The 26,550-nt window shown below is 40.4% G+C and carries 23 protein-coding genes; 17 read left to right on the forward strand and 6 right to left on the reverse strand.

The genetic code is table 11. The annotated features are described in order from the left end of the window. Nucleotides 1-10 precede the first annotated feature (10 nt). The 7 genes from IF202_RS08135 (at nt 11) to IF202_RS08165 (ending at nt 7,864) form a co-directional block, all read left to right on the forward strand. Nucleotides 11-1,288, forward strand: a complete 1,278-nt coding sequence (locus IF202_RS08135) for a S41 family peptidase (protein WP_191594376.1) — start codon at nt 11-13, stop codon at nt 1,286-1,288. Nucleotides 1,289-1,317: 29 nt separating this feature from the next. Beyond that, nucleotides 1,318-2,466, forward strand: a complete 1,149-nt coding sequence (locus tag IF202_RS08140; RefSeq protein WP_235963366.1) for a divergent polysaccharide deacetylase family protein — start codon at nt 1,318-1,320, stop codon at nt 2,464-2,466. Between the two features lie 423 nt (nt 2,467-2,889). Continuing rightward, on the forward strand, nt 2,890-4,002 hold the full coding sequence (locus IF202_RS08145; protein WP_191594377.1) for a branched-chain amino acid ABC transporter substrate-binding protein: 1,113 nt from the start codon (nt 2,890-2,892) through the stop codon (nt 4,000-4,002). Nucleotides 4,003-4,089: 87 nt separating this feature from the next. Then, the gene (locus tag IF202_RS08150) at nt 4,090-5,001 is read left to right on the forward strand and encodes an ABC transporter permease subunit (RefSeq protein WP_191594378.1); all 912 of its coding nucleotides are present in this window, start codon (nt 4,090-4,092) and stop codon (nt 4,999-5,001) included. Beyond that, on the forward strand, nt 5,002-6,276 hold the full coding sequence (gene livM / locus IF202_RS08155) for a high-affinity branched-chain amino acid ABC transporter permease LivM (protein WP_191594379.1): 1,275 nt from the start codon (nt 5,002-5,004) through the stop codon (nt 6,274-6,276). Further along, nucleotides 6,273-7,154, forward strand: a complete 882-nt coding sequence (locus IF202_RS08160) for an ABC transporter ATP-binding protein (RefSeq protein ID WP_191594380.1) — start codon at nt 6,273-6,275, stop codon at nt 7,152-7,154. Before livM ends, IF202_RS08160 begins: the two co-directional genes overlap by 4 nt. Further along, entirely contained in the window at nt 7,151-7,864 is a 714-nt protein-coding gene (locus tag IF202_RS08165; protein ID WP_191594381.1) for an ABC transporter ATP-binding protein, read from the forward strand. Before IF202_RS08160 ends, IF202_RS08165 begins: the two co-directional genes overlap by 4 nt. A gap of 186 nt (nt 7,865-8,050) precedes the next feature. Here the strand turns inward: IF202_RS08165 and IF202_RS08170 are convergent, their stop codons facing one another. From IF202_RS08170 to glnA, 5 genes are all read right to left on the reverse strand, one after another. Further along, a complete protein-coding gene (locus IF202_RS08170) occupies nt 8,051-8,608 on the reverse strand; it encodes an L-threonylcarbamoyladenylate synthase (protein WP_191594382.1) in 558 nt (185 codons plus the stop codon). A gap of 154 nt (nt 8,609-8,762) precedes the next feature. Further along, a complete protein-coding gene (locus tag IF202_RS08175; protein ID WP_191594383.1) occupies nt 8,763-9,143 on the reverse strand; it encodes a DUF3461 family protein in 381 nt (126 codons plus the stop codon). Nucleotides 9,144-9,293: 150 nt separating this feature from the next. Then, nucleotides 9,294-10,730 carry a nitrogen regulation protein NR(I) gene (gene ntrC / locus IF202_RS08180; protein WP_191594384.1) on the reverse strand — a complete coding sequence of 479 codons (1,437 nt, stop codon included), beginning with the start codon at nt 10,728-10,730 and terminating at the stop codon, nt 9,294-9,296. Nucleotides 10,731-10,741: 11 nt separating this feature from the next. Then, entirely contained in the window at nt 10,742-11,812 is a 1,071-nt protein-coding gene (gene glnL / locus IF202_RS08185) for a nitrogen regulation protein NR(II) (RefSeq protein ID WP_328797210.1), read from the reverse strand. A gap of 233 nt (nt 11,813-12,045) precedes the next feature. Further along, a complete protein-coding gene (glnA, locus tag IF202_RS08190; RefSeq protein ID WP_191594386.1) occupies nt 12,046-13,452 on the reverse strand; it encodes a glutamate--ammonia ligase in 1,407 nt (468 codons plus the stop codon). Nucleotides 13,453-13,782: 330 nt separating this feature from the next. On the opposite strand from glnA, the gene thiI reads away from it, so the two are divergent. From thiI to dtd, 3 genes are all read left to right on the forward strand, one after another. Continuing rightward, a complete protein-coding gene (gene thiI, locus IF202_RS08195) occupies nt 13,783-15,237 on the forward strand; it encodes a tRNA uracil 4-sulfurtransferase ThiI (RefSeq protein ID WP_191594387.1) in 1,455 nt (484 codons plus the stop codon). Nucleotides 15,238-15,484: 247 nt separating this feature from the next. Next, the gene (gene typA / locus IF202_RS08200) at nt 15,485-17,305 is read left to right on the forward strand and encodes a translational GTPase TypA (protein ID WP_191594388.1); all 1,821 of its coding nucleotides are present in this window, start codon (nt 15,485-15,487) and stop codon (nt 17,303-17,305) included. Nucleotides 17,306-17,469: 164 nt separating this feature from the next. After that, nucleotides 17,470-17,904, forward strand: coding sequence for a D-aminoacyl-tRNA deacylase (gene dtd, locus IF202_RS08205; RefSeq protein ID WP_191594389.1), 435 nt, complete (start codon nt 17,470-17,472; stop codon nt 17,902-17,904). Nucleotides 17,905-17,906: 2 nt separating this feature from the next. Here the strand turns inward: dtd and IF202_RS08210 are convergent, their stop codons facing one another. After that, nucleotides 17,907-18,410 carry a thioesterase family protein gene (locus tag IF202_RS08210; protein ID WP_191594390.1) on the reverse strand — a complete coding sequence of 168 codons (504 nt, stop codon included), beginning with the start codon at nt 18,408-18,410 and terminating at the stop codon, nt 17,907-17,909. Nucleotides 18,411-18,575: 165 nt separating this feature from the next. Here IF202_RS08210 and IF202_RS08215 point away from each other — a divergent pair, with 165 nt between their 5' ends. The 7 genes from IF202_RS08215 to IF202_RS08245 all read left to right on the forward strand — a co-directional run bounded on the left by IF202_RS08215 (nt 18,576) and on the right by IF202_RS08245 (nt 26,545). Continuing rightward, complete coding sequence (locus IF202_RS08215) at nt 18,576-19,535, forward strand: GlxA family transcriptional regulator (protein WP_328797211.1); 960 nt, start codon at nt 18,576-18,578, stop codon at nt 19,533-19,535. 282 nt (nt 19,536-19,817) lie between these two features. Beyond that, a complete protein-coding gene (locus IF202_RS08220) occupies nt 19,818-20,708 on the forward strand; it encodes a BKACE family enzyme (protein WP_191594391.1) in 891 nt (296 codons plus the stop codon). Between the two features lie 15 nt (nt 20,709-20,723). Next, on the forward strand, nt 20,724-21,692 hold the full coding sequence (locus tag IF202_RS08225; RefSeq protein WP_191594392.1) for a 3-hydroxyacyl-CoA dehydrogenase NAD-binding domain-containing protein: 969 nt from the start codon (nt 20,724-20,726) through the stop codon (nt 21,690-21,692). Between the two features lie 140 nt (nt 21,693-21,832). Next, on the forward strand, nt 21,833-22,900 hold the full coding sequence (locus IF202_RS08230; protein ID WP_191594393.1) for a quaternary amine ABC transporter ATP-binding protein: 1,068 nt from the start codon (nt 21,833-21,835) through the stop codon (nt 22,898-22,900). Then, nucleotides 22,893-24,269, forward strand: coding sequence for an ABC transporter permease (locus IF202_RS08235; protein WP_191594394.1), 1,377 nt, complete (start codon nt 22,893-22,895; stop codon nt 24,267-24,269). The genes IF202_RS08230 and IF202_RS08235 overlap by 8 nt, the downstream gene beginning before the upstream one ends. An 81-nt stretch (nt 24,270-24,350) precedes the next feature. After that, nucleotides 24,351-25,361, forward strand: a complete 1,011-nt coding sequence (locus tag IF202_RS08240; protein ID WP_191594395.1) for an ABC transporter substrate-binding protein — start codon at nt 24,351-24,353, stop codon at nt 25,359-25,361. 185 nt (nt 25,362-25,546) lie between these two features. Beyond that, nucleotides 25,547-26,545 carry a GlxA family transcriptional regulator gene (locus IF202_RS08245; protein ID WP_191594396.1) on the forward strand — a complete coding sequence of 333 codons (999 nt, stop codon included), beginning with the start codon at nt 25,547-25,549 and terminating at the stop codon, nt 26,543-26,545. Nucleotides 26,546-26,550 lie beyond the last annotated feature (5 nt).

Consider the following 26,550-nt stretch of genomic DNA (forward strand, 5'->3'; position numbering starts at 1 on the left):
AGGAATAATTATGATTAACATATTACGTCAACGAACCTCCTTTCTATTCATGTCGCTATTAACGCTACCTGTCTTATTTACTGAAGTTCAGGCAAAGGATGTTTTACCGACGACTCAAATACAGTCTTTTGTAGAAACGTTCGAAACTATTCGTGAAGGTTATGTTGATGTTTTATCAGATGAAGAAATCCTGCATAGAGCGTTAAAGGGTATGGTGTCTCGACTTGATCCACATTCTGAATATTTTACAAAAAGTGAATTGATAGATTTTGATGAACTGACATCAGGCAATTATGCTGGTGTTGGCGTCGAAGTCGAAATCAAAGATAGTAACCTTATTATAGTTACCCCTATTGATGGCTCACCAGCTAAAGAAGCAGGTATTCTTTCAGGTGATATCATTATTCGCATCGACAATACCTTAATAACTGATTTAGGTATGCAAGACATTGTTACCTTGATGCGTGGCGAAGTTGGTTCTTCCGTGATGTTAGATATTAGCCGTAACGGTGAAATTAAACAGTACGAGCTGATTCGTCGTTTAGTTGAAGAGTCTAGTGTATCAAGTAAGTGGGTGGGTGATGGCATTGCCTATTTACGTATTAGTCAATTTCAAGGCGACAGCAGTGTAGAGTTTTCTGACACTATTGATAAATTAAAGAAAGAGCAGGACATTCAAGGGGTTGTTTTGGATCTACGTAATAACCCAGGGGGGGTTTTACAAAGTGCTGTTGGTGTTGTGAATGCTTTTGTTGATGACGGTATGATTGTTTACACAAAAGGTAGACACGAATTGTCTCAAAGCCAATTTTTAGCTTCAAAAAGAACGACAAAATTAGCTAGCGTACCTATTATTGTGCTGATTAATGAAGGTTCAGCTTCCGCGTCTGAAATCGTAGCTGGAGCCATCCAAGATCACAATCGAGGGTTGGTTTTAGGAACGGAAAGTTTTGGTAAAGGCTCAGTACAAACTGTTATTCCATTATCAAATGGTGATGCAGTAAAGCTAACAACGGCACTTTATTACACACCTAACGGTCGCTCTATTCAAGCTCAAGGTATTATTCCTGATTTGATTGTTCCACAGGCAACGTTGACCTTAGACGAGGGGCAGTTTTCTGTGAAAGAGTCAGAATTAAAAGGGCATTTGGAAAATGGAACTGGTGGAAAAGAACATACTAGCGAAGACGTTAAGTTGGAAATCAGTGAATTAGCAAAAACGGATTTCCAGTTGTATCAAGCGGTCAGCATTCTAAAAACAATACCGAAATTAGTTCAAACGCAGTGAGAATGTTTTTTTTAAGTCGATATATTCAAATGCCAGTTTTAGTAAATTTTAATAGAGTTTTATTCAGTTCTTTGTTTTTAGTATCTATGCAACCTGTTAGTGGGTGGGCGAACGAATTAGAAAGCTCTGTAACTTTTCCTTTAGAAGACGCTGCAGACAGGCTTGTTGAAATGCAGGTGGAAAATAGTGAAGAAATACCACTAGTCGTACCTTTAGAGAGTCTCGGGCCTGTTTTAGATACTAAAAAAGTGCCAGAATTTATGGGTCTACCTATGCTGGAAAATACTCGGCCTTGGACACCTGCACTCGTTCCTTTTCTAAATTTCCAGCTTGATGGTAAGGCCATTGATAGCCCAGTCGTGAAAGATGTGCCTCTGAAAGACACTTTGCCAAAAGAGAATCCATTAAAAGAAGATTCTCCTGCTGCTTTGCCAGTAATGGTGGGTGATGCTCCGATTAAAGTGATTAAACCTGCGAAAATCCTAGCTGTTGATGTGCATCCAAAAATGCCTAGAATTGCGATTTTAATCGATGACTTAGGTTACAACCGTCACGGTATGGAATCTTCATTGGCTTTACCTACGGAAGTCGCTCTTGCTATTTTGCCTGAGACTCCATTTGCTCGACAAACAGCCCTTACCGCACAAAAACAAAAGCGTATGACGCTATTGCATGCACCGATGGAAAATGAACGTGAGTTGAAGTTAGGTCCTGGTGGTTTATACGCGAGCATGACAGAAAAAGAGTTAAAAGAGACGCTTAATAAAGACCTTGATGGGTTACCTGGAATACAGGGAGCAAACAACCATATGGGAAGTTTGTTAACGACTAAGAAAAAGCAAATGCAATGGGTAATGGATGTGCTTCAAGCTCGCTCATTCTTTTTTATAGATAGTTTGACTAGTTCTAAAAGTGTGGCAAACCAAACCGCCAAGGAATATGGTTTGAAAACAGTAACACGGGATGTTTTCTTAGATAATATTCGTTCAGAGAGTGCTATTGATAAACAGTTTACTCGCCTGATAAAACTGGCTAGACGTCATGGTAGTGCATTAGCAATAGGTCATCCTTACCCAGAAACAACTGCTTATCTTAAAAAACGCCTTAGTACTTTAGATCAAGATGGTGTTCAGTTGATTCCCCTTTCAGATGTGTTACACACGCCTATTAATGAGTAAAATTTCTTTCGGTGAGTCATGAGCTTATCCAATACATTGGTATTGTGTCGTCTCAAATAATGGAAATGCTATTTTTTTACAAAAAAATCCTATGAATATTACTTTATTGTGCTGCCTATCCTTAGTGCGATAGTTTCATTTTTGAAGTTTAAAAAACTGTTTATTTGATAAATATTAGTTATTCATACTGAAAGTGCCATTTTAGGTAGGATTTTACCTTATCCCTCGAATTATTATTACGCACTACTATTGACCAATTCTTACTCTAACATTAAGGTGTTGTCTCATTGTTGTGCACATTTTTTAAATAATTGTATCGAAAGTTCCATAATGTAAGTCTTATATATTGAGAGTTGCTTTTTTGGAACGCTTCTTGCTTTTGAATAATAACGATAAAACACAAAACGAGTAGAGGCTTTTCTTATGTCAAATGTAATTGTTAGAAAAACGTTAATTTCTCTTGCTATCGCTGGTGCTGCTACATTGGCTCAAGCTGATGTTGTCATCGGTGTTGCTGGTCCTCATACCGGCGCTTATGCCGCATTTGGTGAGCAACTATGGAAAGGCGCTGAACAAGCGGCCGCTGACATTAATGCTAATGGTGGTATTAATGGCGAAATGATTGAATTGGTTAAAGCAGATGATGCTTGTGAACCAAAACAAGCCGTTTCAGTAGCAAACCGTTTAGTAGATTCTGATGGTGCTCTTGCTGTTGTTGGTCACTTCTGTTCTTCTTCATCTATCCCAGCTTCAAGAATTTATGAAGAAGCGGGTGTTCTAATGGTTACTCCAGCTTCAACTAGCCCAACTCTTACCGATCAAGGTTTATCAAATGTTTACCGTGTATGTGGTCGTGATGATCAGCAAGGCGACGTAGCAGCTAGCTATATTGTTGATACATTGGGCGCAAAACGTGTTGCAATCATTCATGATAAAGACACTTACGGTAAAGGTCTTGCTGACGCTACGAAAGCGACTCTTAATGCTTACGGCGTAAAAGAAGTAATGTATGAAGGTTTGACTCGTGGTGAAAAAGATTTCAACGCACTAATCACAAAAATCCGTTCTGTTGATGCCGATGTTGTTTACTTCGGTGGTCTTCACTCAGAAGCTGGCCCACTAGTTCGTCAATTGCGTGAGCAAGGCTCTAAAGCAATCTTCATGTCTGGTGATGGTATCGTTTCGGATGAGTTCGTTTCTGTTGCTGGTTCACCAGAGTATGTTGATGGTGTATTAATGACATTCGGTGCTGATCCAACCTCTTACCCTGCTGGTAAAACAGTCGTTCAAGGGTTCCGTGACAAAGGTTTTGAGCCAGAAGGTTATGTGCTTTATTCATACACTGCTATGCAAGTTGTAGCGGCTGCTTTGTCTGCCAATGATCTAGACCCTGTTAAGGGTGCTGAATGGTTACAAACTAATTCTGTTGATACTGCAATGGGTAAGAAAACGTTTGATGATAAAGGCGATTTGACCGTTTCAGATTACGTTATGTATGAATGGGATGCGAAAGGTAAATATACTCAAGTAAACTAATTTTCACTTAGTTTATCTCTATGTTAATTGGCACAAGGATAGTGCCAATTAACAACTCTCTACATTAATTCCCTACGAGGTCTCACGATGGATATCGTTCTCCAGCAGCTGGTAAACGGTCTTACCCTTGGTTCAGTATATGGACTCATTGCGATCGGCTACACTATGGTATATGGCATTATTGGCATGATTAACTTTGCCCATGGTGATGTTTACATGGTGTCTGCTTATATCACTGCTATTGCAATTGCACTGCTTACATTTTTTGGTATCGAATCTTTTCCAATCATTATTATAGGTACGCTATTCTTAACTGTTGCTGTAACCGGCGCCTATGGTTGGGTTATTGAGCGTATTGCATATCGTCCTTTACGAAACTCTAGTCGTTTATCTGTATTGATCTCAGCGATTGGTATGTCTCTTATTTTACAGAACTATGTACAACTTAGTCAGGGAGCAAACCAACAGGGTGTTCCGACTCTTTTGACTGGCGCTATTCGCTTTACAGTAGGTGATGGTTTTGTACAAATCACTTATATGAAACTGCTTATTCTGTTTATTTCTCTTTTAGGAATGGGTGTACTGACTTACGTTATTCAAAAAACAAAATTGGGCCGCATGTGTCGTGCTACTCAGCAAGACCGTAAAATGGCCTCAATTTTGGGTATAGATACAGATAAAGTTATTTCTACAGTCTTTGTTATTGGTGCCATGATGGCCGCTTTAGCTGGTGTACTTATTACATTAGATTATGGTGCATTCGATTTCTATGTTGGCTTTATTATTGGTATTAAAGCCTTTACTGCAGCGGTTTTAGGTGGCATAGGTTCTTTACCTGGTGCTATGTTGGGTGGGCTGATTCTCGGTTTATCTGAAGCTCTATTTGCTGGACTAATTAGCTCGGATTATAAAGATGTATTTTCATTCTCTCTATTAGTTCTCATTTTGATTGTTCGCCCAAGTGGCCTTCTCGGCAAACCTGAAGTGGAGAAAGTATAAATGAGCCAAGTTGTTGGAATAAATTTTAAGAAAAGTAGTATTGATGCATTGGTTGCAGGCTTTCTTGCGCTTATCTTATTTGGCCCAATTGTTGGGGTGCTACTGGATGGCTATGAGTTTGATGCTGAGTTTGGCCGAGTTGCTTGGATGGTCGCTGTAGTTGTTGTTGGACGTTTTGTTATGTCTTGCTTTTTTCAGACTGAAAAAGGCGTGGCAATGTCGTTCAAATATGCGAATCATGATGAAGGGGCAAAAGTCCTTTCTCCTGGTCACAAATCGAAAATGGTATGGATTATTCCATTAGTCATTGTGGTTGGTCTTTTAGTACCTTTTATTGCTTCTAAATACGTTCTTACCGTTGTTATTCTAGGTTTGATATACGTATTGTTAGGTCTTGGTCTTAATATTGTTGTTGGCTTAGCCGGTCTATTGGATTTAGGTTTTGTTGGGTTTTATGCTATAGGTGCTTATGGTTTAGCATTAGGGTATGAAAACTTAGGTCTTGGTTTTTGGTCTATGTTACCGATAGCTGCGATCTTAGCTGCCTTTGCAGGTGCTATATTAGGTTTCCCTGTGTTGCGTATGCATGGCGATTATTTGGCTATTGTCACCCTAGGTTTTGGTGAAATCATTCGTTTGATTTTAACTAACTGGGCTTCTTTTACACATGGCCCTAATGGTATTTCTGCACCACTACCAACTTTGTTTGGTTTGGAGTTTAAACGACGATCCAAAGATGGCGATACTTTCCACGAATTTTTCAACTTACCGTATGATTCTGCTTATAAATACATGTTTATTTATTTGGTGTTATTCGCAGTAGTGTGGGCTGTTCTTTTCGTTAAGCATCGTTTGGTGAAAATGCCAATTGGTCGTGCTTGGGAAGCGTTGCGTGAAGATGAAATTGCATGTCGTTCACTCGGTTTAAACCATGTATTAGTTAAGCTTTCTGCCTTTATGTTAGGTGCATCAACAGGTGGTTTAGCTGGTGTGTTTTTTGCGACGTATCAAGGTTTTGTTAACCCATCGTCTTTTACCTTCTTTGAATCGGCTCTGATTTTGGCCATCGTGGTTCTTGGTGGTATGGGATCGACTCTTGGTGTTGTAATAGCGGCCTTTTGTTTGACTGTACTGCCTGAGGTATTAAGGGAGTTCGCAGAATATCGTGTATTAATGTTTGGTATTTTGATGGTTGTAATGATGATTTGGAAACCTCGCGGTATTGTTCGTGTGACGCGAACAGGTTTCGCAGCGAGAAAAGGGGTCGTGAAATGAGCCAAGAACATATTTTAAAAGTTGAAAACTTGGTAATGCATTTTGGTGGTATTAAAGCCTTAAATGATGTGACCTTTGATATAAAACGCGGTTCAGTGTCAGCTTTGATTGGGCCAAACGGTGCAGGTAAAACTACGGTATTTAACTGTCTTACTGGTTTTTATAAAGCGACAGGTGGAAAGATTCTTTTATCTGCTGGCGGCAAAGAAACTAGCATTATTAAAGTGCTTGGCGAACCGTTTCAGTTTTCGGATTACTTTTCACCGATTGCATTTTTTAATCGTCTTAAATATAAAATGTTTGGTGGTTCGCATTTGGTAAACCGTGCAGGTTTGTCTAGAACGTTCCAAAATATTCGTTTATTTAAAGAAATGTCAGTAGTTGAGAATTTATTGGTAGCTCAACATATGCGTGTTAATCGCAGCATGATTGCAGGTATTTTGAATACTAAGGCATATCGAAAAGCTGAAGAGGAAGCATTAGAGCGCGTTTTTTACTGGTTAGGCGTCGTGGATCTTGAAGACTCAGCAAATCGGTTGGCTGGTGAGCTTTCTTACGGACAACAGCGTCGTTTAGAAATTGCTCGTGCTATGTGTACTAACCCAGAGATCGTTTGTTTGGATGAGCCAGCAGCAGGTTTAAACCCTTCAGAAACTGAAGCACTTACTAAAATGATTCGTGTGTTGCGTGATGAGCACAACACAACGGTTTTGTTGATCGAGCATGATATGGGGATGGTTATGGATATCTCTGATTATATCGTCGTGTTGGATCATGGTGAGGTAATCGCTGAAGGTGGTCCAGAGGATATTAAGAGTAATCCTAAAGTGGTTGCCGCTTATCTTGGTGCGGAAGAAGGCGAGGAGGTAACACTATGACTACTTTGATGGAATTTAAAGATGTAGACGTTCATTACGGTCCTATCCAAGCCTTGAAAAAAGTGTCTTTGTCAGTCAATGAAGGTGAAATTGCTACCTTGATCGGCGCAAATGGTGCTGGTAAATCAACTTTATTGATGTCAATTTTTGGGCAGCCACGCATTTCTTCTGGACAGATTATTTATCGCGGTGAAGATATCTCGCAAAAATCGGCTCATTACGTTGCATCGAATGGTCTTGCTCAATCACCAGAAGGTCGACGTATTTTTCCTAGTATGTCTGTAGAAGAAAATTTATTGATGGGAACAATCCCTATCGGTATGGATCATGCTGAAGAAGACATGCAAAAGATGTTTGAATTGTTTCCTCGCCTATTAGAGCGTCGTAACCAGCGTGCATCAACTATGTCTGGGGGCGAGCAGCAAATGCTTGCTATTGCGCGTGCTTTAATGAGTCGTCCAAAATTGCTTTTATTGGATGAGCCTAGTTTAGGTCTTGCTCCTATTATTGTTAAACAAATCTTCCAAATCCTTAAAGATGTTGCGAGTACGGGAATGACTATCTTCCTTGTCGAACAGAATGCTAACCATGCTTTAAAGCTAGCCGATCGTGGCTATGTAATGGTGAATGGTGAGATTCGTATGACAGGTACAGGTGATGAACTCTTGGTCAATCCAGAAGTGCGCGAAGCGTACTTGGGTGGACATTAAGGCTCTGATTGTTTAGAAATAAAGAGAGCTAAGCTTCCTTATAAAGCGATATCTTGTTTATACATAAAACGAGATATCGCTTTTTTTATGCTTGTGAATAACTTGGCATGTTGTGCACAAGATATCAGTTGTAGAAAATTTTGTGCGCTATTGGGTTGTCTTGGTGTGATGTGCTTGTTTAACGGTTTAGGGTCTGAATAACGTGTTTGTCAGAATATCACGCACTTGTGATGCTTGTGTTGCTTTGCCTAATGGGGCGTTGAAAATAGCATCGATTTTATCACCAAAGTATGTGTTCACTTCTTCTATGTTAAGAGCTGAATTTAGCCCTGATGGGTTTGCTGATGTAGAAACAATGACTCCATTAAATGCGGCGCATAATCTTTGAACTGGCTCGTGTTGCGATAAACGTATAGCGACACTTTTGTGCTCGCCTCTAATCCAGCTAGGTGCGATTTTTGTGTCTGGGACAACCCAAGAAGTGGGGATCTTGTTTAAGCTGGTAAGTCGTTTTGCCGTTTCGTTATTGAGTGAATTCAACCAGGGCGTTAATTCTTCTTGTGCACCGGCAACCAAAATTAAACCCTTAAATTCTGGACGAGATTTGAGCTTTAGAATTCGTCTAACTGCAGACTCATTAAAAGGGTCGCAACCCAACCCCCAAACAGCTTCTGTTGGATAGGCAATAACCCCACCTTGACGGAGAATGTTGGCGAGTTCTGATACAGAGGTAACAATATTCATAAAAAGCTCGGGCACAAAAAGAGATAAAATATTTGAAGCGATTGTAGCGAGATTTCTATATAGGGGCCAGTCAGAATTATTGGCTGAACCTAGTGCCCAGCCAATAGAAAGGATTTCGAAGTGCTTTATTGTTTCGTTTTACTTAGTAGACGACTTATTGCATGGCTTCGATTTTTTCTTTGATTTCGTTGATTTTACTTGTCATAACTTTTTCCAAATGCACTAATTCTTGGACCAAGTCGTCTTTTGTAACTTTGGCTTCATGTTGTCTACCAACAATCATTTCCAATTCTTCCATTGCACGTAATACGGTAAGAGAAGGTTCTTGTACTTGACGATATGTTTGTTGACCGCCATCTGCTAGTACTGTTTTAGTCGCACGACCAAACTTGAATTTTTTACTTTTAGGAAGTAAAGATCCTTTTTCACGGCGGTAATAAATTTTTAATACATCATGGCCGCCTTCGTAACGTAAAGTGAACTTTTCAATGTCCTTTATGCTAGTGACGCCCATTGACTCGAGTGTTGGGTACATAACAATTTTCCCTTCATTAATAATCAGTTAATAGTGTTTATTAGTAGGGGATTGTGGATATAAAAGCAAGTCCAAAATAATAGAAAATTGAGATAGTGCAGGTAACCTAGCATTAGGTTTGCCTACACTCTTGTTTTTTATTGAATTGAATTAATCTTCGTCTTGTTCTGCGTGGTCAATATTTAACTCTTTGATTTTACGAGTTAAGGTGTTGCGTCCCCAGCCTAAGAGAAGAGATGCATCACGACGACGCCCGCCTGTGTGAGCCAAAGCGGTTTCTATCATGATACGCTCAAACTTAGGTACCGCTTGATCCAGTATGCCTTTTTGACCTGTTGCTAATGTGCTATCTACCCAATTTTTAAGCGCTTCTTCCCAGGATGCAAAAGGTTGCTCATGAGGTACAGCAGCAAGCAACTCAGGTGGTAAATCTTCAACTAGTACTTCACGTCCAGACGCCATTACTATTAACCAGCGACAGGTGTTTTCAAGTTGTCTAACGTTACCTGGCCATTCAAGCTGGGTAAGATAGTTTTCTGTTTCTTTTGTTAATAGTTTGGGTTCAACTGCGAGCTCATCCGCTGCGCGGCTTAAGAAGTGACGAGCTAGCTTAGGTATATCTTCACGACGTTCGGCAAGTTTAGGTAAATGAATACGAATGACATTTAAGCGGTGAAATAAATCTTCACGGAATGAACCTTTCTGTACCAAAATTTCAAGATTCTGATGGGTCGCAGCAATGATGCGTACATCTACTTTTACCGCTGTATGGCCACCAACACGATAAAATTCACCATCTGCTAATACTCGTAATAAACGAGTCTGTGTTTCAGCTGGCATGTCACCTATTTCATCTAAAAACAGTGTTCCGCCATTCGCTTGTTCAAAGCGACCACGACGCTGTGTGTTCGCGCCAGTAAAGGCACCTTTTTCATGACCAAACAGTTCTGATTCGATTAGGTCATGTGGAATAGCCGCCATGTTTAGTGCGATAAAAGGGTTTGTAGCACGAGGGCTGTGGGTGTGTAGAGCTTGAGCTACTAATTCTTTACCTGTGCCTGATTCACCATTTATTAACACGGTGATGTTGGAGTTAGCAAGGCGGCCAATGGCTCGAAATACCTCCTGCATAGCAGGCGCTTCACCAATGATCTCTTTATCTACTTCTGCCTCAATAGATTCTTCGACCATGTCTTCTGTGCTTGGTCGAGAATTTTTGTGATGTAGCATAGCGCGTTTTACTAGGCTAACCGCTTCTTCCACATCAAAGGGTTTTGGTAGGTACTCAAATGCACCGCCTTGATATGACGCTACAGCGCTTTCAAGGTCTGAATGTGCGGTCATAATGATGACAGGTAAATAAGGGTGATCCATCTGTAGCTTTTCAAGCAGTTTTAAACCGTCCATACCTGGCATGCGGATATCACTAATGATGGCACTTGGTTGCTCTTTTTCAAGCATACTGACTAGGTTTTCGGCTGAATCAAATAAGCGACATTGAATGCCTTCTTGTTCTAGAGTTTTTTCTAGTACCCAGCGAATAGAGCGATCGTCATCAACAATCCATACTGTTTCTTCTGCTGTCATGTGTATTTCTCCTAGCTTTGGACTGTCGTCTCAATGGGAATTAATAGATTGAATTCGGTTTTTTGAGGGTAACTATTACACTCAATAATTCCATGGTGTTGATGAACAACGGATTGAGCGATGGACAGACCTAAGCCTGTTCCCTCTGCGCGGCCACTAACCATTGGATAAAATAATGTTTTCATAATGGCGTCCGGTATACCTGGACCATTATCGATAATACTGATCTTACAAACTAAACGATGTCGCTTTGAGCCGATGGTAAATTGACGCAGTGTACGGGTAACCATTTGAATAGTTTTATGCTGAGTGTTGTCGTCTTCCATCAAGGCTTGCATTGCGTTACGAGTCACATTAAGTAGTGCTTGAATTAATTGCGATTCATCACCGATTAGATCTGGAATGCTTGGGTCGTAATCTCGAATCAGTTGAATTTGATTATCAGTTTCAACTGAAATTAGCTGTCTGGCTCGCTCAATAACTTTATGTATGTTTAGTGGTTTATTTTTTGGAATTTGTCTTGGGCCTAGTAAACGATCTACTAAATCGCGTAAGCGATCTGATTCTTCAATAATCACTTGAGTGTAGTCATTGAGCGCTTCGTCAGTAAAAGCACGGCTAATTAGCTGTGCAGCTCCGCGTATACCACCGAGTGGGTTTTTGATTTCATGAGCGAGGCCGCGAACTAATTCTTTGCTGCTTTCGTGGTTGGCTATTATCTCGTCTTCTTGTGAGATTCGTTTCATTCTATCGCGAGGATGAATTTCTATGATGATAGTTTCTGTGCTGTTAGACGACCCCATTATCGGTGTGACGGTGTAATCACAAAACAGTTTTTGTGTGTTGCTACACTCGATCTCAGCCTCTCTTTTTGTGAAAGGGTTACCAGATGCAATGGCAGATTGTAAGGCCTGAATGCTGCTTTCATCTTCTCGAAAAGCTGCCCCAAGATCGTTACCATAAATTCGACGTCGACTGACGGCGAGCAGCATTTCAGCGGCAGGATTTAAATATTCGATCTCAAGTCTGTTGTTCAATTGAACAACAGCGGTAGATAGATGGTCTATTAATAAGCTATACACAGCATACGCCTCTCTTTTGACTCCTGCGTTCATTATTCCCTACGGAGTAGTTGCAAAAAACGAACCAACATTGGGCGCCCTAAGAAGACTTGTTTACTAACGTTTTTGTCTTATATAAAAAACCATACGCACTATTTTGATGCGTATCAATAAGGGGGATTTTTTTAGTGCAAAAAAAAGCCCCGATTAATCTCGGGGCTTTCTATTACGTATTACTTTCAGCGGTTTAAAACTTAAACGCTGTAGTAAAGTTCGAATTCAAGTGGTGTTGTTGTCATTGCAACACGTTGTGCATCACCTGCTTTAAGCTCGATGTAAGCATCGATCATGTCGTCAGAGAATACGCCGCCTTGAGTTAAGAATGCGCGATCTTCGCTTAGACACTTAAGTGCTTCTTCCAGACTAGAAGCAACTTGTGGAATGGCTGCTGCTTCTTCTGCAGGAAGGTCGTATAGATCTTTGTCTGCCGCATCGCCTGGGTGAATCTTGTTTTTGATACCATCAAGGCCAGCCATCAACATAGCTGCGAATGCTAGGTATGGGTTAGCGGTTGGATCAGGGAAACGAGCTTCGATACGCTTGCCTTTAGGGCTTGCAACGTAAGGAATACGGATAGAAGCAGAACGGTTACGAGCTGAGTAAGCTAGCATAACTGGCGCTTCGAAACCTGGTACAAGACGCTTGTACGAGTTAGTTGAAGCATTTGTGAATGCATTCAATGCTTTAGCATGCTTGATGATACCGCCAATGTAGAACAAAGCAGTTTCAGACAGACCAGCATAAAGATCGCCAGCAAATTGGTTTACGCCATCTTTCCAGAAAGATTGGTGTACATGCATACCAGAACCATTATCACCAACGATTGGTTTAGGCATGAAAGTCGCTGTTTTTCCGTAAGCGTGAGCCACGTTATGGACGCAGTACTTCATGATCTGAACTTCGTCAGCTTTTTTAACTAGGGTATTAAATTTAGCGCCGATTTCGTTTTGACCAGCAGTTGCAACTTCATGGTGATGAACTTCAATTACTAAGCCCATTGTTTCCATTGCACCACACATTGCGCCACGAAGGTCGTGATGTGAGTCAACTGGTGGTACTGGGAAATATCCGCCTTTAACGAAAGGACGGTGGCCCATGTTGCCGCCTTCAATTTTCTTGTTAGAAGACCAAGCTGCTTCTTCAGCATTTATTTCTACAGAGCTGCCAGACATGTCTGTTTTCCAGCGAACATCATCAAAAATGAAGAATTCAGGTTCTGGACCAAAGAATGCTGTATCACCAAGGCCTGATGCTTTAAGAAATTCTTCTGCGCGTAGAGCAACAGAACGTGGATCACGGTCATAGCCTTGCATAGTAGCAGGCTCAATGATATTACAACGAAGGATAACAGTCGCTTCTTCAGTAAATGGATCGATTATACAAGTATCGTCCTGTGGCATCATGATCATGTCGGATTCATTAATGCCTTTCCAGCCAGCGATTGATGAACCATCAAACATCTGACCAGTTTCAAAAAATTCTTCGTCTACTGTAATTGCTGGAATAGATACGTGTTGTTCTTTACCTTTAAAGTCAGTAAAGCGAAGGTCAACCCACTTCGCGTCGTGCTCAGCAATCAAGGCAATGGTCTTGTTTGACATAGTTGTTCTCCAGTCGTAGTTAAAGCGAAATCACTTTTATTTAGGGTGCTTTAATATAAAGCGCCATTTCAAAAATATAAAGCATAACTTATGCCAGAATTCTGTGCAGTCAAATAAATACTTATATAACAGTGGGATAGCGATTTTTTATGATCTTTCGCACTTAATAGTCACTTGGGTTTGGTTTTTAAAAAACAAGACTGGTCATTTTTGGTGCGCTCGGGTGGTTGATTTGATCTATTGTGGTGCGAATTTAGTGTTTTCGTATCCATTGGCTTTTCTTTATACTATGCGCCCTATTTCTCATCTCTGGTATATGTCGCAATCCCTATGAAATTTATTGTTAAGTTTTTTGCAGAAATCACTGTTAAAAGTCCCCCAGTTAGAAAAGCATTTATTAGGCAACTTAGACATAATATTAAGTTGGTTTTAAAGAAACATGATATCGCTGTCATTGTTGCAGGTAACTGGGATTTCATTGAAATTCATTCTAATCAGGATGATTTACGTGAAGACTTTATTCAGGCTTTGACAAACATTGCAGGCATTGCACATTTTCAATTTGTTCGAGAATTTCCCTTGATCGATCTTGACGGAATTGTTGAAGAAGCAATTGTGTCGTATGGCGAGGAAATCAAAGACGCTGTATTTGCGGTACGGGTAAAGCGAGTTGGTAAACATCATGCGTTTACATCTGTTGACGCAGAAAGGCATATTGGTGGTTGTTTAAAAGCACGTTGTGGTGCTTTGGCTGTGAGATTGAAGAATCCGGAAGTGCTTGTTCCTATTGATATTCGTGATGACCGCGTTTGGATGATAGAGCAACGTGTCGAAGGTTTGGGCGGTTATCCACTTGGCTCACAAGACCCTGTGTTGTCTCTTATGTCTGGTGGTTACGATTCAACAGTAAGCTCTTATATGACAATGGCTCGTGGGTTAAAAACGCATTTTTGTTTTTTCAATTTAGGTGGTGATGCTCACGAAATTGGCGTGAAGCAAGTTTCTCACTTTATTTGGGAAAAATACGGCTCTGCTATTAATGTAAAATTTATTACTGTGCCGTTTGAGGCTGTTGTTGGCGAAATTCTAACAAAAGTTGATAACGCCGAGATGGGGGTTATCTTAAAGCGTATGATGTTACGCGCGGCTTCTCAGATGATGGAGCAGGTTGGCGCTAAAGCTTTGGTTACTGGTGAAAGTGTTGCTCAGGTTTCGAGTCAAACTTTAATCAACTTAAAAGTGATTGATCAAGTAACCGATGAATTAGTACTTCGCCCATTAATAACAATGAACAAGCAAGTTATCATCGATAAAGCGATAGATATAGGTACTGCGCCTTTCGCAGCGACTATGCCTGAATTTTGTGGTGTGATTTCAGTGAAGCCAACCACACGTGCAAAAATGCATCGCGTTGAAAAGCAAGAGTCGAACTTTGACTTTGACGTATTGGAGCAAGCTGTAGCAAATGCAAAAGTAATGTCCATTCAAAATGTGATGGACGATGTGGCTAAACAATATCAGGGTGAAGTACCTGTTGTGCGCATGCCTGTTGATGACCAAGTTGTTATTGATATAAGACACCCAGACGAAGCGAGTAATCGCCCGCTAAAAGTAAGTGGCCGACAAGTGAAAGTGATTCCTTTCTTTGCTTTAGACACTAACTGGACAGATCTAGATAAAGACACCATGCACTTACTGTATTGCGGTAAAGGTGTGATGAGTCGAATGCATGCTTCCTACTTATTAGGAAAAGGGCATGAAAATGTAGGTATTTACTTACCTTAAAAAGTACCGGGAAGCGGTAGCATTTTTGTAGTAAATGAATGTTATCGTTTTGTTCTAAATGCAATCTGTTCTTTTATTGATGTATTTTTGTTGACTTTTTTGTCTACTTTAATGGGATATTTATCAATATAAGGGTACAATTGCGCGAATTTTGTCCCATTTCAAGATCCAATGAGTTTAAAGACTTGCATTGCAAAGGCAAAGCAAGTGTCTATCTTTAAGCCACGCCTATTACAGAGAATGATAAATGTCTAATGATATTAGTAAGTTACGCAATATTGCCATCATTGCGCACGTTGACCATGGTAAGACTACTCTAGTAGATAAACTATTAAGTCAATCAGGAACGTTAGATCGTAAAGATGAAGGTTCAGAACGAATCATGGATTCTAACGATCAAGAAAAAGAACGTGGTATTACCATATTGGCGAAAAATACGTCAATCATGTGGAATGATTACCGTATCAATATCGTAGACACACCTGGACACGCCGATTTCGGTGGTGAAGTGGAACGTGTACTTTCTATGGTTGATTGTGTGTGTCTATTGGTTGATGCGGTTGACGGCCCAATGCCGCAAACACGTTTCGTAACTTCTAAAGCATTTGAGCAAGGTTTGCGTCCTATTGTTGTTATCAACAAAGTTGACCGTCCTGGCGCTCGTCCAGATTGGGTTATGGATCAAGTTTTTGATCTTTTTGATAACCTGGGTGCGACAGAAGAACAATTAGATTTCCCTGTTATCTACGCTTCTGCAATTAATGGTCAAGCTGGTACTGATCCAGACAACCTAGCAGATGACATGACACCTCTATACCAAATGATCGTTGATAGCGTACCTGTACCAGATGTTGATCCAGAAGGTACGTTCCAAATGCAGGTTTCTGCATTGGATTACGATAGCTACGTTGGTGTTATCGGTGTAGGCCGTATCACACGTGGTAGTTTGTCTCCTAACCAGCAAGTAGTAATAAAATCTGCTGATGGTAAAGAGCGTAAAGGTAAAGTACTAAACGTGAAGGGCTATCATGGTCTAGCACGTGTTGATACAGACAAAGCCTCTGCGGGTGATATCGTTTGTATTAATGGTATTGATGGTTTAAGTATCTCTGATACTTTGTGTGATCCTACTTGTGTAGAAGCACTTCCAGCTTTGTCTGTTGACGAGCCAACAGTAAGCATGACTTTTATGGTGAACGATTCTCCGTTCGCTGGTAAAGAAGGTAAATACATAACGACTCGTAATATCTCAGACCGTCTAGATCGAGAACTTATTCACAACGTTGCATTACGTGTTAAGCAAGGTGAGACGCCAGATAAATTTATCGTATCTGGTCGTGGTGAGCTTCACTTGTCTGTATTGATTGAAACTATGCGTCGTGAAGGCTTCGAAATGGGCGTGTCGCGTCCTGAAGTAGTTGTTAAAGAAATCGACGGCGTTAAATCTGAACCATTCGAAATGGTAGTGATCGATGTTGAAGACCAACATCAGGGTTCTATCATGGAAGAAATTGGCTTACGTAAAGGTGAGTTAACAAACATGGAACCAGATGGTAAGGGTCGTACTCGTCTTGAGTTTATGATGCCTTCTCGTGGTTTGATCGGTTTCCGTGGCTTGTTCCTAACATTGACATCTGGTTCTGGTATTTTGACAAGCGTTTTTGATCATTACGGTCCAGTAAAAGACGGTGAAGTTCAAAGTCGTAAGAACGGTGTTTTGGTTAGTATGTTGACTGGTAAAACAGCCGCTTACTCTTTGTTTAACTTACAAAGCCGTGGCCGTATGTTCTTAGGCCACGCTGTTGAAGTTTACGAAGGTCAAATTATCGGTATTCACTCACGTGACAACGATTTGGCTATCAACCCTGTTAAAGGTAAGCAGCTTACTAACGTACGTGCTTCTGGTACGGATGAAGCGTTAACACTTACGCCACCAATCAAGCAGACTCTAGAGCAAGCTCTAGAGTTTATCGAAGATGATGAATTGGTAGAAGTAACGCCAGAAAGCATTCGTGTTCGTAAGAAATACCTTACTGAAAACGAACGTAAGCGTCACGGTCGTAAGTAAGTAACTCAATAAAGCGACTCCATAGAATCGTTTTAAAAGAGCAGCAGCAAATGAACTTATTTAAATAAGTTCAGGAGCGACAGAAGCGCCTTCGGGCGCTTTTGTTTTTTCTGGCATTTAATAAAGTAGATACAGCAACACCAATTCGATCAAAAGGAGCAACAATGAAGGTCTTAGTACAGCGAGCACTTAACGCTAGCGTCGTGGTTGACGGTGAAACGATTGGTGCAATTAATCATGGTCAGCTGGTTTTAGTTGGGATCGAAAAAGGCGATAGTGAACTCGATACGCGACGTTTGGCAGATAAGCTTCTCAAATATCGAATGTTTGGTGATGAAGAGGGGAAAATGAATTTAAACGTCCAGCAAGTAAGCGGTGGTGTTTTGTTAGTTTCTCAATTTACCTTAGCGGCAGAAACAAAAAAGGGTTTGCGTCCAGGTTTCTCAACAGCGGCGATCCCCGCGGAAGCTGAAAGGCTTTTCAATGACTTAGTGAATAAAGTTCGTGCGCAATATGACAAGGTCGAAACAGGACGGTTCGGTGCAGACATGAAAGTTTCCTTTACCAATGATGGCCCTGTTACCTTTATGCTAGATTAGTCTTATTTTGGACGACGTAATTGAATGGCTTGTCCTGAATTTTTAGGAAGCTCTAGCTTATTATGAGCTGTTTGAATGTTTTCTACTAAAGAACGCGTGTGTGGAAGAAAAGGAGATGCTTTGTGATTTTTCATGTCCATGTGCAGTAATAAGGTTTCCATTGTTGCTAGCTCATCATGAGTATTCGCATGGTACATTGTCATGAATAAACGCAATTTTTTTGCATCGCTTTCTAATAGTTGCCCTTTAATAACAATATTCTCGCCTTCGGATACTTCTTGTAGATACGTCACCATACTTTGTAATGTATAGATAGAAACGTCATGTTCTGCGCGGAAAGATTCGTTTAGGTCTATACAGTCCATGAAACCATCGACCGCTTGACTGAAGGCAATGACATAGCAGGCGTCATTCATATGGCCATTATAATCAATCCATTCAGATAACACAGGACTTTCAAATAGAGAGATGGTGTGCTCGATTTTTGGTAATACAGTTGCAGACATTTTTTCTACCTTTCTATAATAAAAGATGCTTTTAAGGTTTTAACAAAGGGCTTGTTAGTAACGTCTATAATAGGTATAAAAAACCACATTGAATTGATTAAAGTCGTATATAAATTGTTTCTTTACGACTATTTTCCATCTTTCATTAATTGAAAAGGACCAGACGTGCTAAGTGAAAATATAGAAAACGGCCCTAGAAAAATCCATTTTTTATTAACAACAGGATTTTCTCTATTTGGTTTAAGCTCAATGTTAGGTCCTCTACGCCATGCGAATTTCATCAACGGTTTGCCTCTCTATGAGTGGGAATTGGTTTCTGAATTTGGCGGTTTGGTCACTAGCAGCGATAGTATTGATATTATGACAGACGTCAGTATCAAAGATGTTGATCAATGCGAGACATTAATTATTTGTTCAGGTTGTCATGACCCACAAACGGTTTCTTCTCCCGCTGTCTTAAGTTTTATTCGTCAACAAAGCTATTTTGGTTCTGATATTGGCTGTCAAGATATGGGGGCTCATATCGCGGCTGCAGCTGGTATTTTAGATGGCTATAGAGCGGCGGTACATTGGGAAAATCATGAAAGCACACAGGCACTTTTTCCTAATGTAGAATTTGTACAAGAGTTATTAGTCATTGATAGAAATTTGTTTTCTTGCCCTGGTGGGCTATCGGGTTTAGATATGATGTTGTACTTAATCAGGATACAGCATGATCAACAGTTAGCTACTCGTGTGGCTGATGAGTTAATTTATACACATCAAAGAGCCAATGCTGGTCCTCAGAGGCGTTCATTACAAATACGATTGGATAGTCGTAATAAGCATTTAATTGAAGCCGTTCAGTTGATGGAACGTAACATCGAAGAACCTTTATATATATCAGAATTAGCAGCCCATATTGGTATCTCTGGTCGTGAATTAGAGCGCTTGTTTAAGCATCATTTACAGCAAACGCCCAAATCTTTTTATCGACAATTACGATTAGAAAAAGCACGTAATATGTTGCAACAAACAAAACAAAGTGTAACAGCGATTTCTGTTGCCTGTGGCTTTGTTTCTTTATCTCATTTCACCCGTTGTTATCAACAGCAGTTTTCTAAAAAACCCAGTCAAGAAAGGTAATTTTCTTGTTTTTATCATTTTGTTTAAGGGTATTCTACCTAATGTGCAGCCTTTTTGCTGCTGCCTTTTCATAATACATCTTCTTCAAAATTGTCCTTATTAGGAGTTTCAATAGATGCCTAATTACGACAGAATTGCTTAAATATCGGTTTTAGGCCAAAATGCATCGATTTTAGGCAATTTAAAAACCTTCCACAGTGTAAGTTTAAAGCAGCTAATATCTAGAGTTCATTACATGATGAATTTTTCTAGTCTCTATCTATCTAATCAAGAGATTATAAGATGAATCAAGATGTTATTATTACTTGTGCTGTAAATGGTGCTGCTGATACTGCTGCACGTAATCCTCATGTTCCTGTTACTCCTGAACAAATTGCCAATTCTGTCATTGAAGCGTGGAATGCTGGCGCTGCTATTGCCCATATTCATGCTCGTGATATAGAAACTACACAGGCGTCTCGTCAAGTCGATCTTTATGCTGAAGTATGTGAGCGTTTACGTGCTTCAGAATGCGATATTGTCATTAATCTTACTGGCGGTATGGGAGGGGATTTATATGTTGGCCCTGAAGAAAATCCTGCTGATTTTGGTAAAGATACGGACCTTATCGGAGCCATTGAGCGCTTGGCTCATATTGAAGCGCTTAAGCCTGAAATTTGTACTCTAGACTGTGGTTCGTTGAATTTTGGTGATGGTAACTTGGTGTATGTTTCCACCCCAGATATGCTACGCCTTGGTGCCGCTCATATTAAAAAGCTTGGTGTTACGGTTGAGTTAGAAATTTTTGATACAGGTAATCTCTGGTTCGCTCTACAAATGATGAAAGAAGGCCTCTTAGCTGATAATGCAATGTTTCAGCTATGTCAGGGCATACCTTGGGGGACACCACCTAATATCGCATTGTTAAAAGCCATGGTTGATATGTTACCAGCTAATACTAATTGGTCAGCGTTTGCATTAGGCCGCAATCAATTACCTTGGGTCGCTCAATCTGCACTTTTTGGTGGCCACGTTCGAGTGGGTTTAGAAGACAATTTGTATCTTAGTAAAGGTGTACTCGCGACGAATGGTCAGCTGGTAGAGCGAGCAGTCAATATTGTTGAGAACATGGGGTCTCGTATTCTGAGCCCTACTGAAGCCCGTGAAAAATTATGCTTACGTGGCACTCAATAATAGTAGGAGATCAATATGACTCGTCCAAATCCAAATGAAGTAACAAGAGTGGGTGTCATTGGTACTGGTGTGATTGGTGGTGGATGGGCACTGCATTTTTTACGTATGGGTATGAATGTGGTGGCTTACGATCCCGGTCCTAATGCCAAAGAAAAATTATTAGCGATGGTTGATCATGTTTGGCCAACCATTGAAAAACTCGGATTACGAGAAGGTGCGAGCCGAGATAATTTACGCTTTGTTGATTCTCTAGAAGACATGGTGTCGTGTGTTCAAGTCATCCAAGAGAATACGCCAGAAAGGTTGGATGCAAAGCGTGACCTGTTTGCTGAATTGGATCGAATAACACCCGCAGATGTTGTAATTATTTCCAGTACATCAGGGTTGCCGATGACGGATATGGCCGTTAATTTAAAAGAACAACCAGAGCGTTTTATCGTTGGTCACCCTTTTAACCCGCCTTATTTAATGCCTTTTTGTGAAGTCTGTGGCGGTGAAAGAACCAGTCAGGATGTGGTTGATTGGACGGCAGAGTTTTATGAGTCAATAGAAAAGCAAGTTGCCAAGATGGAAAAAGAATTACCAGGGTTCATTGGTAATCGACTTCAAGAAGCCATCTGGCGAGAAGCTTTACACATGGTCAAAAACAAAGAATGCACAGTCGAAGACATCGATAAAGCGATTATCCATGGGCCGGGTTTACGTTGGGCTATTATGGGACACTGTTTGACTTACCATCTTGGTGGTGGGCAAGGCGGTATGGAATATTTACTTGATCATTTTGAGCATGCATTAGAAGAACCATGGACACGATTAGAAGCGCCAAAATTAACGCAGGAATTAAAAGATGACATGGTGCAAGGTTGCTTAAATCAGGCTAATGGCGCATCGATTAATGAGTTAATTCAAGAGCGTGATGATTGCTTGATTCGAATTATGCAAACTTTGGATGAATATCGCCAAGAAAAAGGCATTAAACGTTAATCAAGAAGACGATTTATAACGAAAGGAATAAAGGTCATATTCTGCCGGCTTTTTGTCGATGGTCACTAATAAGAAACCCTAATAATAAAGATATGGTGTTTGTAGAGCACCATTAACTCAAACTAGGTGGGCTAAGTTAGATGTTAGAGAACAATACAGAACAACCTGCAATAGAATGCCGAAATGTATGGAAAATATTCGGTGATAGATCGGTAGAGGCTTTGCATGCAGTAAAAACTAAAGGCTTAACAAAAGATCAAGTGCGCGAAGAATATGGTTGTGTTGTCGGAGTGGCGAACGCAAGTTTTCAAGCGTTAGAAGGAGAAATATTTTGCATTATGGGTCTATCGGGCAGTGGTAAATCCACACTGGTACGTCACATCAATCGCCTTATTGAGCCAACATCAGGAGATATTTTTATTGAAAGTGAAGATATCAACGCATTGGACGACAAACAATTACGTAAAATCCGTGCTGAGAAAATTGGCATGGTGTTTCAACATACTGCGTTATTGCCACACCGTACTGTACGAGAGAACGTTGCATTAGGCTTAGAGTTACGACATGTAGATGAATCCTTTCGTCTTAATGTAGCTCAAAAAAAATTAGAACTGGTTCAACTTGATGGTTGGGAGGATCGTATGCCGTCTGAGTTATCTGGTGGCATGCAACAAAGAGTTGGTCTTGCTCGCGCGATGGCAGCCGATCCCTCTATTTTGCTAATGGATGAGCCTTTTAGTGCGTTAGATCCTCTAATTCGTCGCCAGCTACAAGATCAGTTTCTAGAACTTTCTAGAGAAATGAACAAGACGACTATTTTTATTACTCATGATCTAGACGAAGCCATTCGTATTGGTAATCGAATCGCTATCATGAAAGACGGTGAGATAGTCCAAATTGGTACACCTGAACAAATTATTACAGCGCCAGCTAATGATTATGTCGCAGAATTTGTGAAAGATATCTCTCGCTTAAAGTTAGTTTCTGCGCAATCCATTATGCGTCCGATTGAAGATTATTTGAAAGATAACAACTTAGATCAAAACCTCTGCCCAAGAGCGCCACACGATGCCGATCTTGATGAGCTAATTAACTTAGCCATTGATCATGAAAATCCGATTCTTGTATTAAAACAAGATAAAGAAGTCGGTGTGATTACTAAGCGCCAATTATTACGTGGTATACAAGGGAGAGATGCAAATGAGTGATTCTTTTAAGCAAGAGGCTGTTACGTCTTCCGTACCAGAAAAAACATCTTCATTGAGCTCAAAAGAAGTCGATGGATTGAAGCGGTTTTTAGGCAGTTCAACAGAATATTATTTACAGTCATTTAATGAAATTATCCAAGGTAAGAAGTACAAACTTAATATAGCTGCAGCTGTTGCAGGACCTTTGTGGGCAGCGAGTCGCAATGTTTGGTTTTTATTCTGGGCCTTATTAGTGACTGATATTCTGGGTTGTATTTCGATTGCTAGAAGCCTTTGGAGTGCAGACACTTACCCTGAGGCAAGTGTTGCTGTGGGGCTTGGTGTTCTTATTATTGGTCGATTGATTGGAGGCGGTGTCGCAAACAGCTTCTATTATAAGCTTTACTGCAAATGGCGAATTACTCCTAGCGTATTAAGCGGTTCGACAGGTAATAGAGTGATGAAGGGGACTGCACTTATTGCCGCGATTTACCCTTTAACCATCTACAAATTTAGCGCGACACAAGTAATAGATGCTTTAGATAGCTTTCCCACAAACCGTAAAATTGCGTCGACCACGGCGAAAAGTATAGATGCTTTTGTTGAGTGGTTAACCATATCGTTTGAAGATATTTTTGATTCTATTACTTGGGCCATTCGTGGCATGCTCGATTTTCTGGAACTGTTATTTATCGGCACACCATGGCCTGTAATGGCGCTGCTATTGCTTTTGTTGTCATGGAAAATGGCAGGTTGGAAAGTGGTTGCATTTACTGCTGCTGCTTTGACGTACCTAGGGGCCTTCGGATTCTGGGATAAATCCATGAGCACCATGGCTCTGGTTGGCGCTTCAGTGTTTATCTGTTTAATCATCGGTGCACCTTTAGGCATTCTTGCGGCTAAAAAGCCTCGTTTTAATCGAATCTTAAACCCTATCTTGGATGTGATGCAGACGATGCCTAGCTTTGTCTATCTGATTCCAGCCATAGCGTTCTTTTCAATTGGTAAGCCACCTGCCGTGTTAGCGACCGTTGTATTTGCCATGCCACCGATGATTCGATTAACCGCATTAGGCATCCAGCAAGTGAGTCCGTCTGTTATAGAAGCGATGTTGGCGTTTGGCGCGAGTCCAGCTCAGGTCTTGTTTAAAGCGCAATTGCCTTTGGCGATGCCGTCAATTATGGCGGGGATCAACCAAAGCATCATGATGAGTTTGTCTATGGTGGTGGTTGCTGCGTTGATCGGTGCAGGAGGACTTGGGTACGATGTGCTGTCTTCCTTGCAACGGCTTGAAGCTGGAAAAGGATTATTAGCAGGTTTTGCTATTGTTTTATGTGCGATGATTTTGGACAAGATTATTCGTGGTCGTGTTGAGAGTAATACACATTAAGTTGATGTAAACAGTACTACATTAAAGTTCAAAAGTGACAGTTGGTTCTATTAAATTTTACTAATCTACAATGAGGATAAAATGATGAAGAAAATATTGAGCACCGTGAGCTTAAGTGCATTGATAGGCTTAAGTGCTTCCCAAGGCGCTATGGCTAAAGAAACCATAGTAATTGGTGAATTAAATTGGGATGGCGCAATAGCAATTGAACACGTATTGAAAGTTATTTTAGAAGATAAATTTAATGTTGACGTTGAATTTATCACAGCAGATCAAGCTGCGATTTGGTCTGCTTTAGATGCTGGTAAAGGCAGCATCGATGTTTTTCCTGATATATGGACTAATTTACAAGGTAGTGCGTGGAAAAAATTTGTATTAAAGGGTGGTAAAGAAAGCGTTAAAGCAAATGAAACACCTTATTTCGGGTCAGAAGGCTTTTATATTCCTGGTTACATTCAAGACGAATATGGTGTGAACTCTGTCTATGACTTAGCGAAACCTGAGATTGCTAAATTGTTTGATGCAGATGGTGATGGCGTGGGTGAATACTGGCCAGGTGCATCAGGTTGGGAACTGGTCAAAATCAATCAAATTAAAGCAAAGAGTTATGGGTTTGATAAATACTTTACGCCTGTTGTTATATCGGACGCTATTCTGAAGGCGCAGTTGAAAAAGGCGTATCGTAAAAAAGAAGGTATCTTATTTTATTATTGGAAACCTGAATGGATACACAATGCTTATGACCTTCGAAAACTAGAAGAACCTGAGTTTACAGGCTATTCAAATGAGAGCAAAAAAGAGCATAAAGATTACAATCCTAATGGATGTTATAACTATGTAGACACAGATAATTGGTTAGCAGGAAGTGAGATAAACTGTGCTTTTCCAGATTCACCAGTTCACATCGGTTATTCCGTATCCTTGGAACAAAGAGCACCTGAGGTGGCCAAATTTCTGAGTAAAGTTACATTAAGTGACTCTATGGTAAGTGAGTGGGTATTTAGTATGTCTAGCGGAGATTTAGAAGTGAGTGAAATGGCTGAGGAATGGGTCGAGAAAAACCCTGAAGTGGTACAGTCATGGTTACCTTAATTACTTTTTCGTTTAAATAAATCTAATCAAGAAGTAACAGGCTTTTAATTATAAAAGCCTGTTACTTCTTGATTTCAATTGTTGAAGAAGATACTTTTCATAGGTCATTGCTCTGAGTTATTTCTTATGAAAAATACCTTTTTAATAGTATGGGAAATGATATTTACTGAGCAGGTTGCCGATCTATGAACGTTTTATCTCTCTCTCAACGTGGTCTTTTAATAGTAGATGATGATGGTGTATTTACCCTGTCATTTTTACTTCTACCTGAATACTCCATGATGTCTTTGCTTTCTATTACAGAACCATTACGTATAGCGAATCGCATCGTTGGGAAAGAAGTCTTTCGTTGGCAGTGCTTAAGTGAAAATGGTAAGCCTGTTACCGCGAGTAATGGTATGGCGTTAGAGCAATCTATTCATATAGACGCTTGTTCCACACCAAAAAACTTGTTTGTGAATGCGAGCTTTCGCCCTGAAAAGTACACCAGTGACGTTTGTGTTAAATGGCTACGTAATCTAGACAGAAAAAGCAGTGTTATTGGAGCCATAGATACTGGCTGTTATGCTCTAGCGAAAGCAAAGCTGTTAGATGGTTATAAAGTGACACTACATTGGGAGGCCAAACCAGCCTTTCAAGAGAGATATCCTTATCTAAATGTAAGCGATGAGCTGTTCAAAATAGATGGCAATCGAATCACTTGTGCTGGTGGAACCGCCGCGTCCGATATGGCTCTGTATTTTATTGAATACTACTGCCAAAGTGAGGTAGCAGACTTAGTTTGTGAACAACTTATTACTAATGGAACGCGACATCATGCTGATAGACAAAGACCCAGTTTCTCAAAAAAATTAAACTTACATCACCCCAAAATACTTAAAGCATTGGAACTGATGGATGCTAATATTGAAACGCCTCTGGCGACGGTGCAGATAGCCAACCTTTTATCTATTTCAATAAGGCAATTAGAGCGTTTATTTCTACAGCATTTAAAGGTTTCTCCGTCAGCGTATTATTTACGGCTTCGAATGGAGCATGCGCATTATTTATTATCTGATTCTGGTTTGAGTATCACTGAAATAGCATTAGCCTGTGGGTTTTGTTCTACCGCGCATTTTAGCCGTCGCTATCGAGCTTTTTATGGCAAGACAGCGACACAATATCGCCTTCTAATGAGAGCTTAGCCTTT

The organism is Marinomonas colpomeniae (genome assembly GCF_014803385.1).
In the GTDB taxonomy this organism is placed as follows: domain Bacteria; phylum Pseudomonadota; class Gammaproteobacteria; order Pseudomonadales; family Marinomonadaceae; genus Marinomonas; species Marinomonas colpomeniae.

Coding starts and splice junctions, on each gene's coding strand:
- IF202_RS08135 (WP_191594376.1), top strand. CDS start 11: ATGATTAACATATTACGTCAACGAACCTCCTTTCTATTCATGTCGCTA.
- IF202_RS08140 (WP_235963366.1), top strand. CDS start 1,318: ATGCCAGTTTTAGTAAATTTTAATAGAGTTTTATTCAGTTCTTTGTTT.
- IF202_RS08145 (WP_191594377.1), top strand. CDS start 2,890: ATGTCAAATGTAATTGTTAGAAAAACGTTAATTTCTCTTGCTATCGCT.
- IF202_RS08150 (WP_191594378.1), top strand. CDS start 4,090: ATGGATATCGTTCTCCAGCAGCTGGTAAACGGTCTTACCCTTGGTTCA.
- livM (WP_191594379.1), top strand. CDS start 5,002: ATGAGCCAAGTTGTTGGAATAAATTTTAAGAAAAGTAGTATTGATGCA.
- IF202_RS08160 (WP_191594380.1), top strand. CDS start 6,273: ATGAGCCAAGAACATATTTTAAAAGTTGAAAACTTGGTAATGCATTTT.
- IF202_RS08165 (WP_191594381.1), top strand. CDS start 7,151: ATGACTACTTTGATGGAATTTAAAGATGTAGACGTTCATTACGGTCCT.
- IF202_RS08170 (WP_191594382.1), bottom strand. CDS start 8,608: ATGAATATTGTTACCTCTGTATCAGAACTCGCCAACATTCTCCGTCAA.
- IF202_RS08175 (WP_191594383.1), bottom strand. CDS start 9,143: ATGTACCCAACACTCGAGTCAATGGGCGTCACTAGCATAAAGGACATT.
- ntrC (WP_191594384.1), bottom strand. CDS start 10,730: ATGACAGCAGAAGAAACAGTATGGATTGTTGATGACGATCGCTCTATT.
- glnA (WP_191594386.1), bottom strand. CDS start 13,452: ATGTCAAACAAGACCATTGCCTTGATTGCTGAGCACGACGCGAAGTGG.
- thiI (WP_191594387.1), top strand. CDS start 13,783: ATGAAATTTATTGTTAAGTTTTTTGCAGAAATCACTGTTAAAAGTCCC.
- typA (WP_191594388.1), top strand. CDS start 15,485: ATGTCTAATGATATTAGTAAGTTACGCAATATTGCCATCATTGCGCAC.
- dtd (WP_191594389.1), top strand. CDS start 17,470: ATGAAGGTCTTAGTACAGCGAGCACTTAACGCTAGCGTCGTGGTTGAC.
- IF202_RS08210 (WP_191594390.1), bottom strand. CDS start 18,410: ATGTCTGCAACTGTATTACCAAAAATCGAGCACACCATCTCTCTATTT.
- IF202_RS08220 (WP_191594391.1), top strand. CDS start 19,818: ATGAATCAAGATGTTATTATTACTTGTGCTGTAAATGGTGCTGCTGAT.
- IF202_RS08225 (WP_191594392.1), top strand. CDS start 20,724: ATGACTCGTCCAAATCCAAATGAAGTAACAAGAGTGGGTGTCATTGGT.
- IF202_RS08230 (WP_191594393.1), top strand. CDS start 21,833: ATGTTAGAGAACAATACAGAACAACCTGCAATAGAATGCCGAAATGTA.
- IF202_RS08235 (WP_191594394.1), top strand. CDS start 22,893: ATGAGTGATTCTTTTAAGCAAGAGGCTGTTACGTCTTCCGTACCAGAA.
- IF202_RS08240 (WP_191594395.1), top strand. CDS start 24,351: ATGATGAAGAAAATATTGAGCACCGTGAGCTTAAGTGCATTGATAGGC.
- IF202_RS08245 (WP_191594396.1), top strand. CDS start 25,547: ATGAACGTTTTATCTCTCTCTCAACGTGGTCTTTTAATAGTAGATGAT.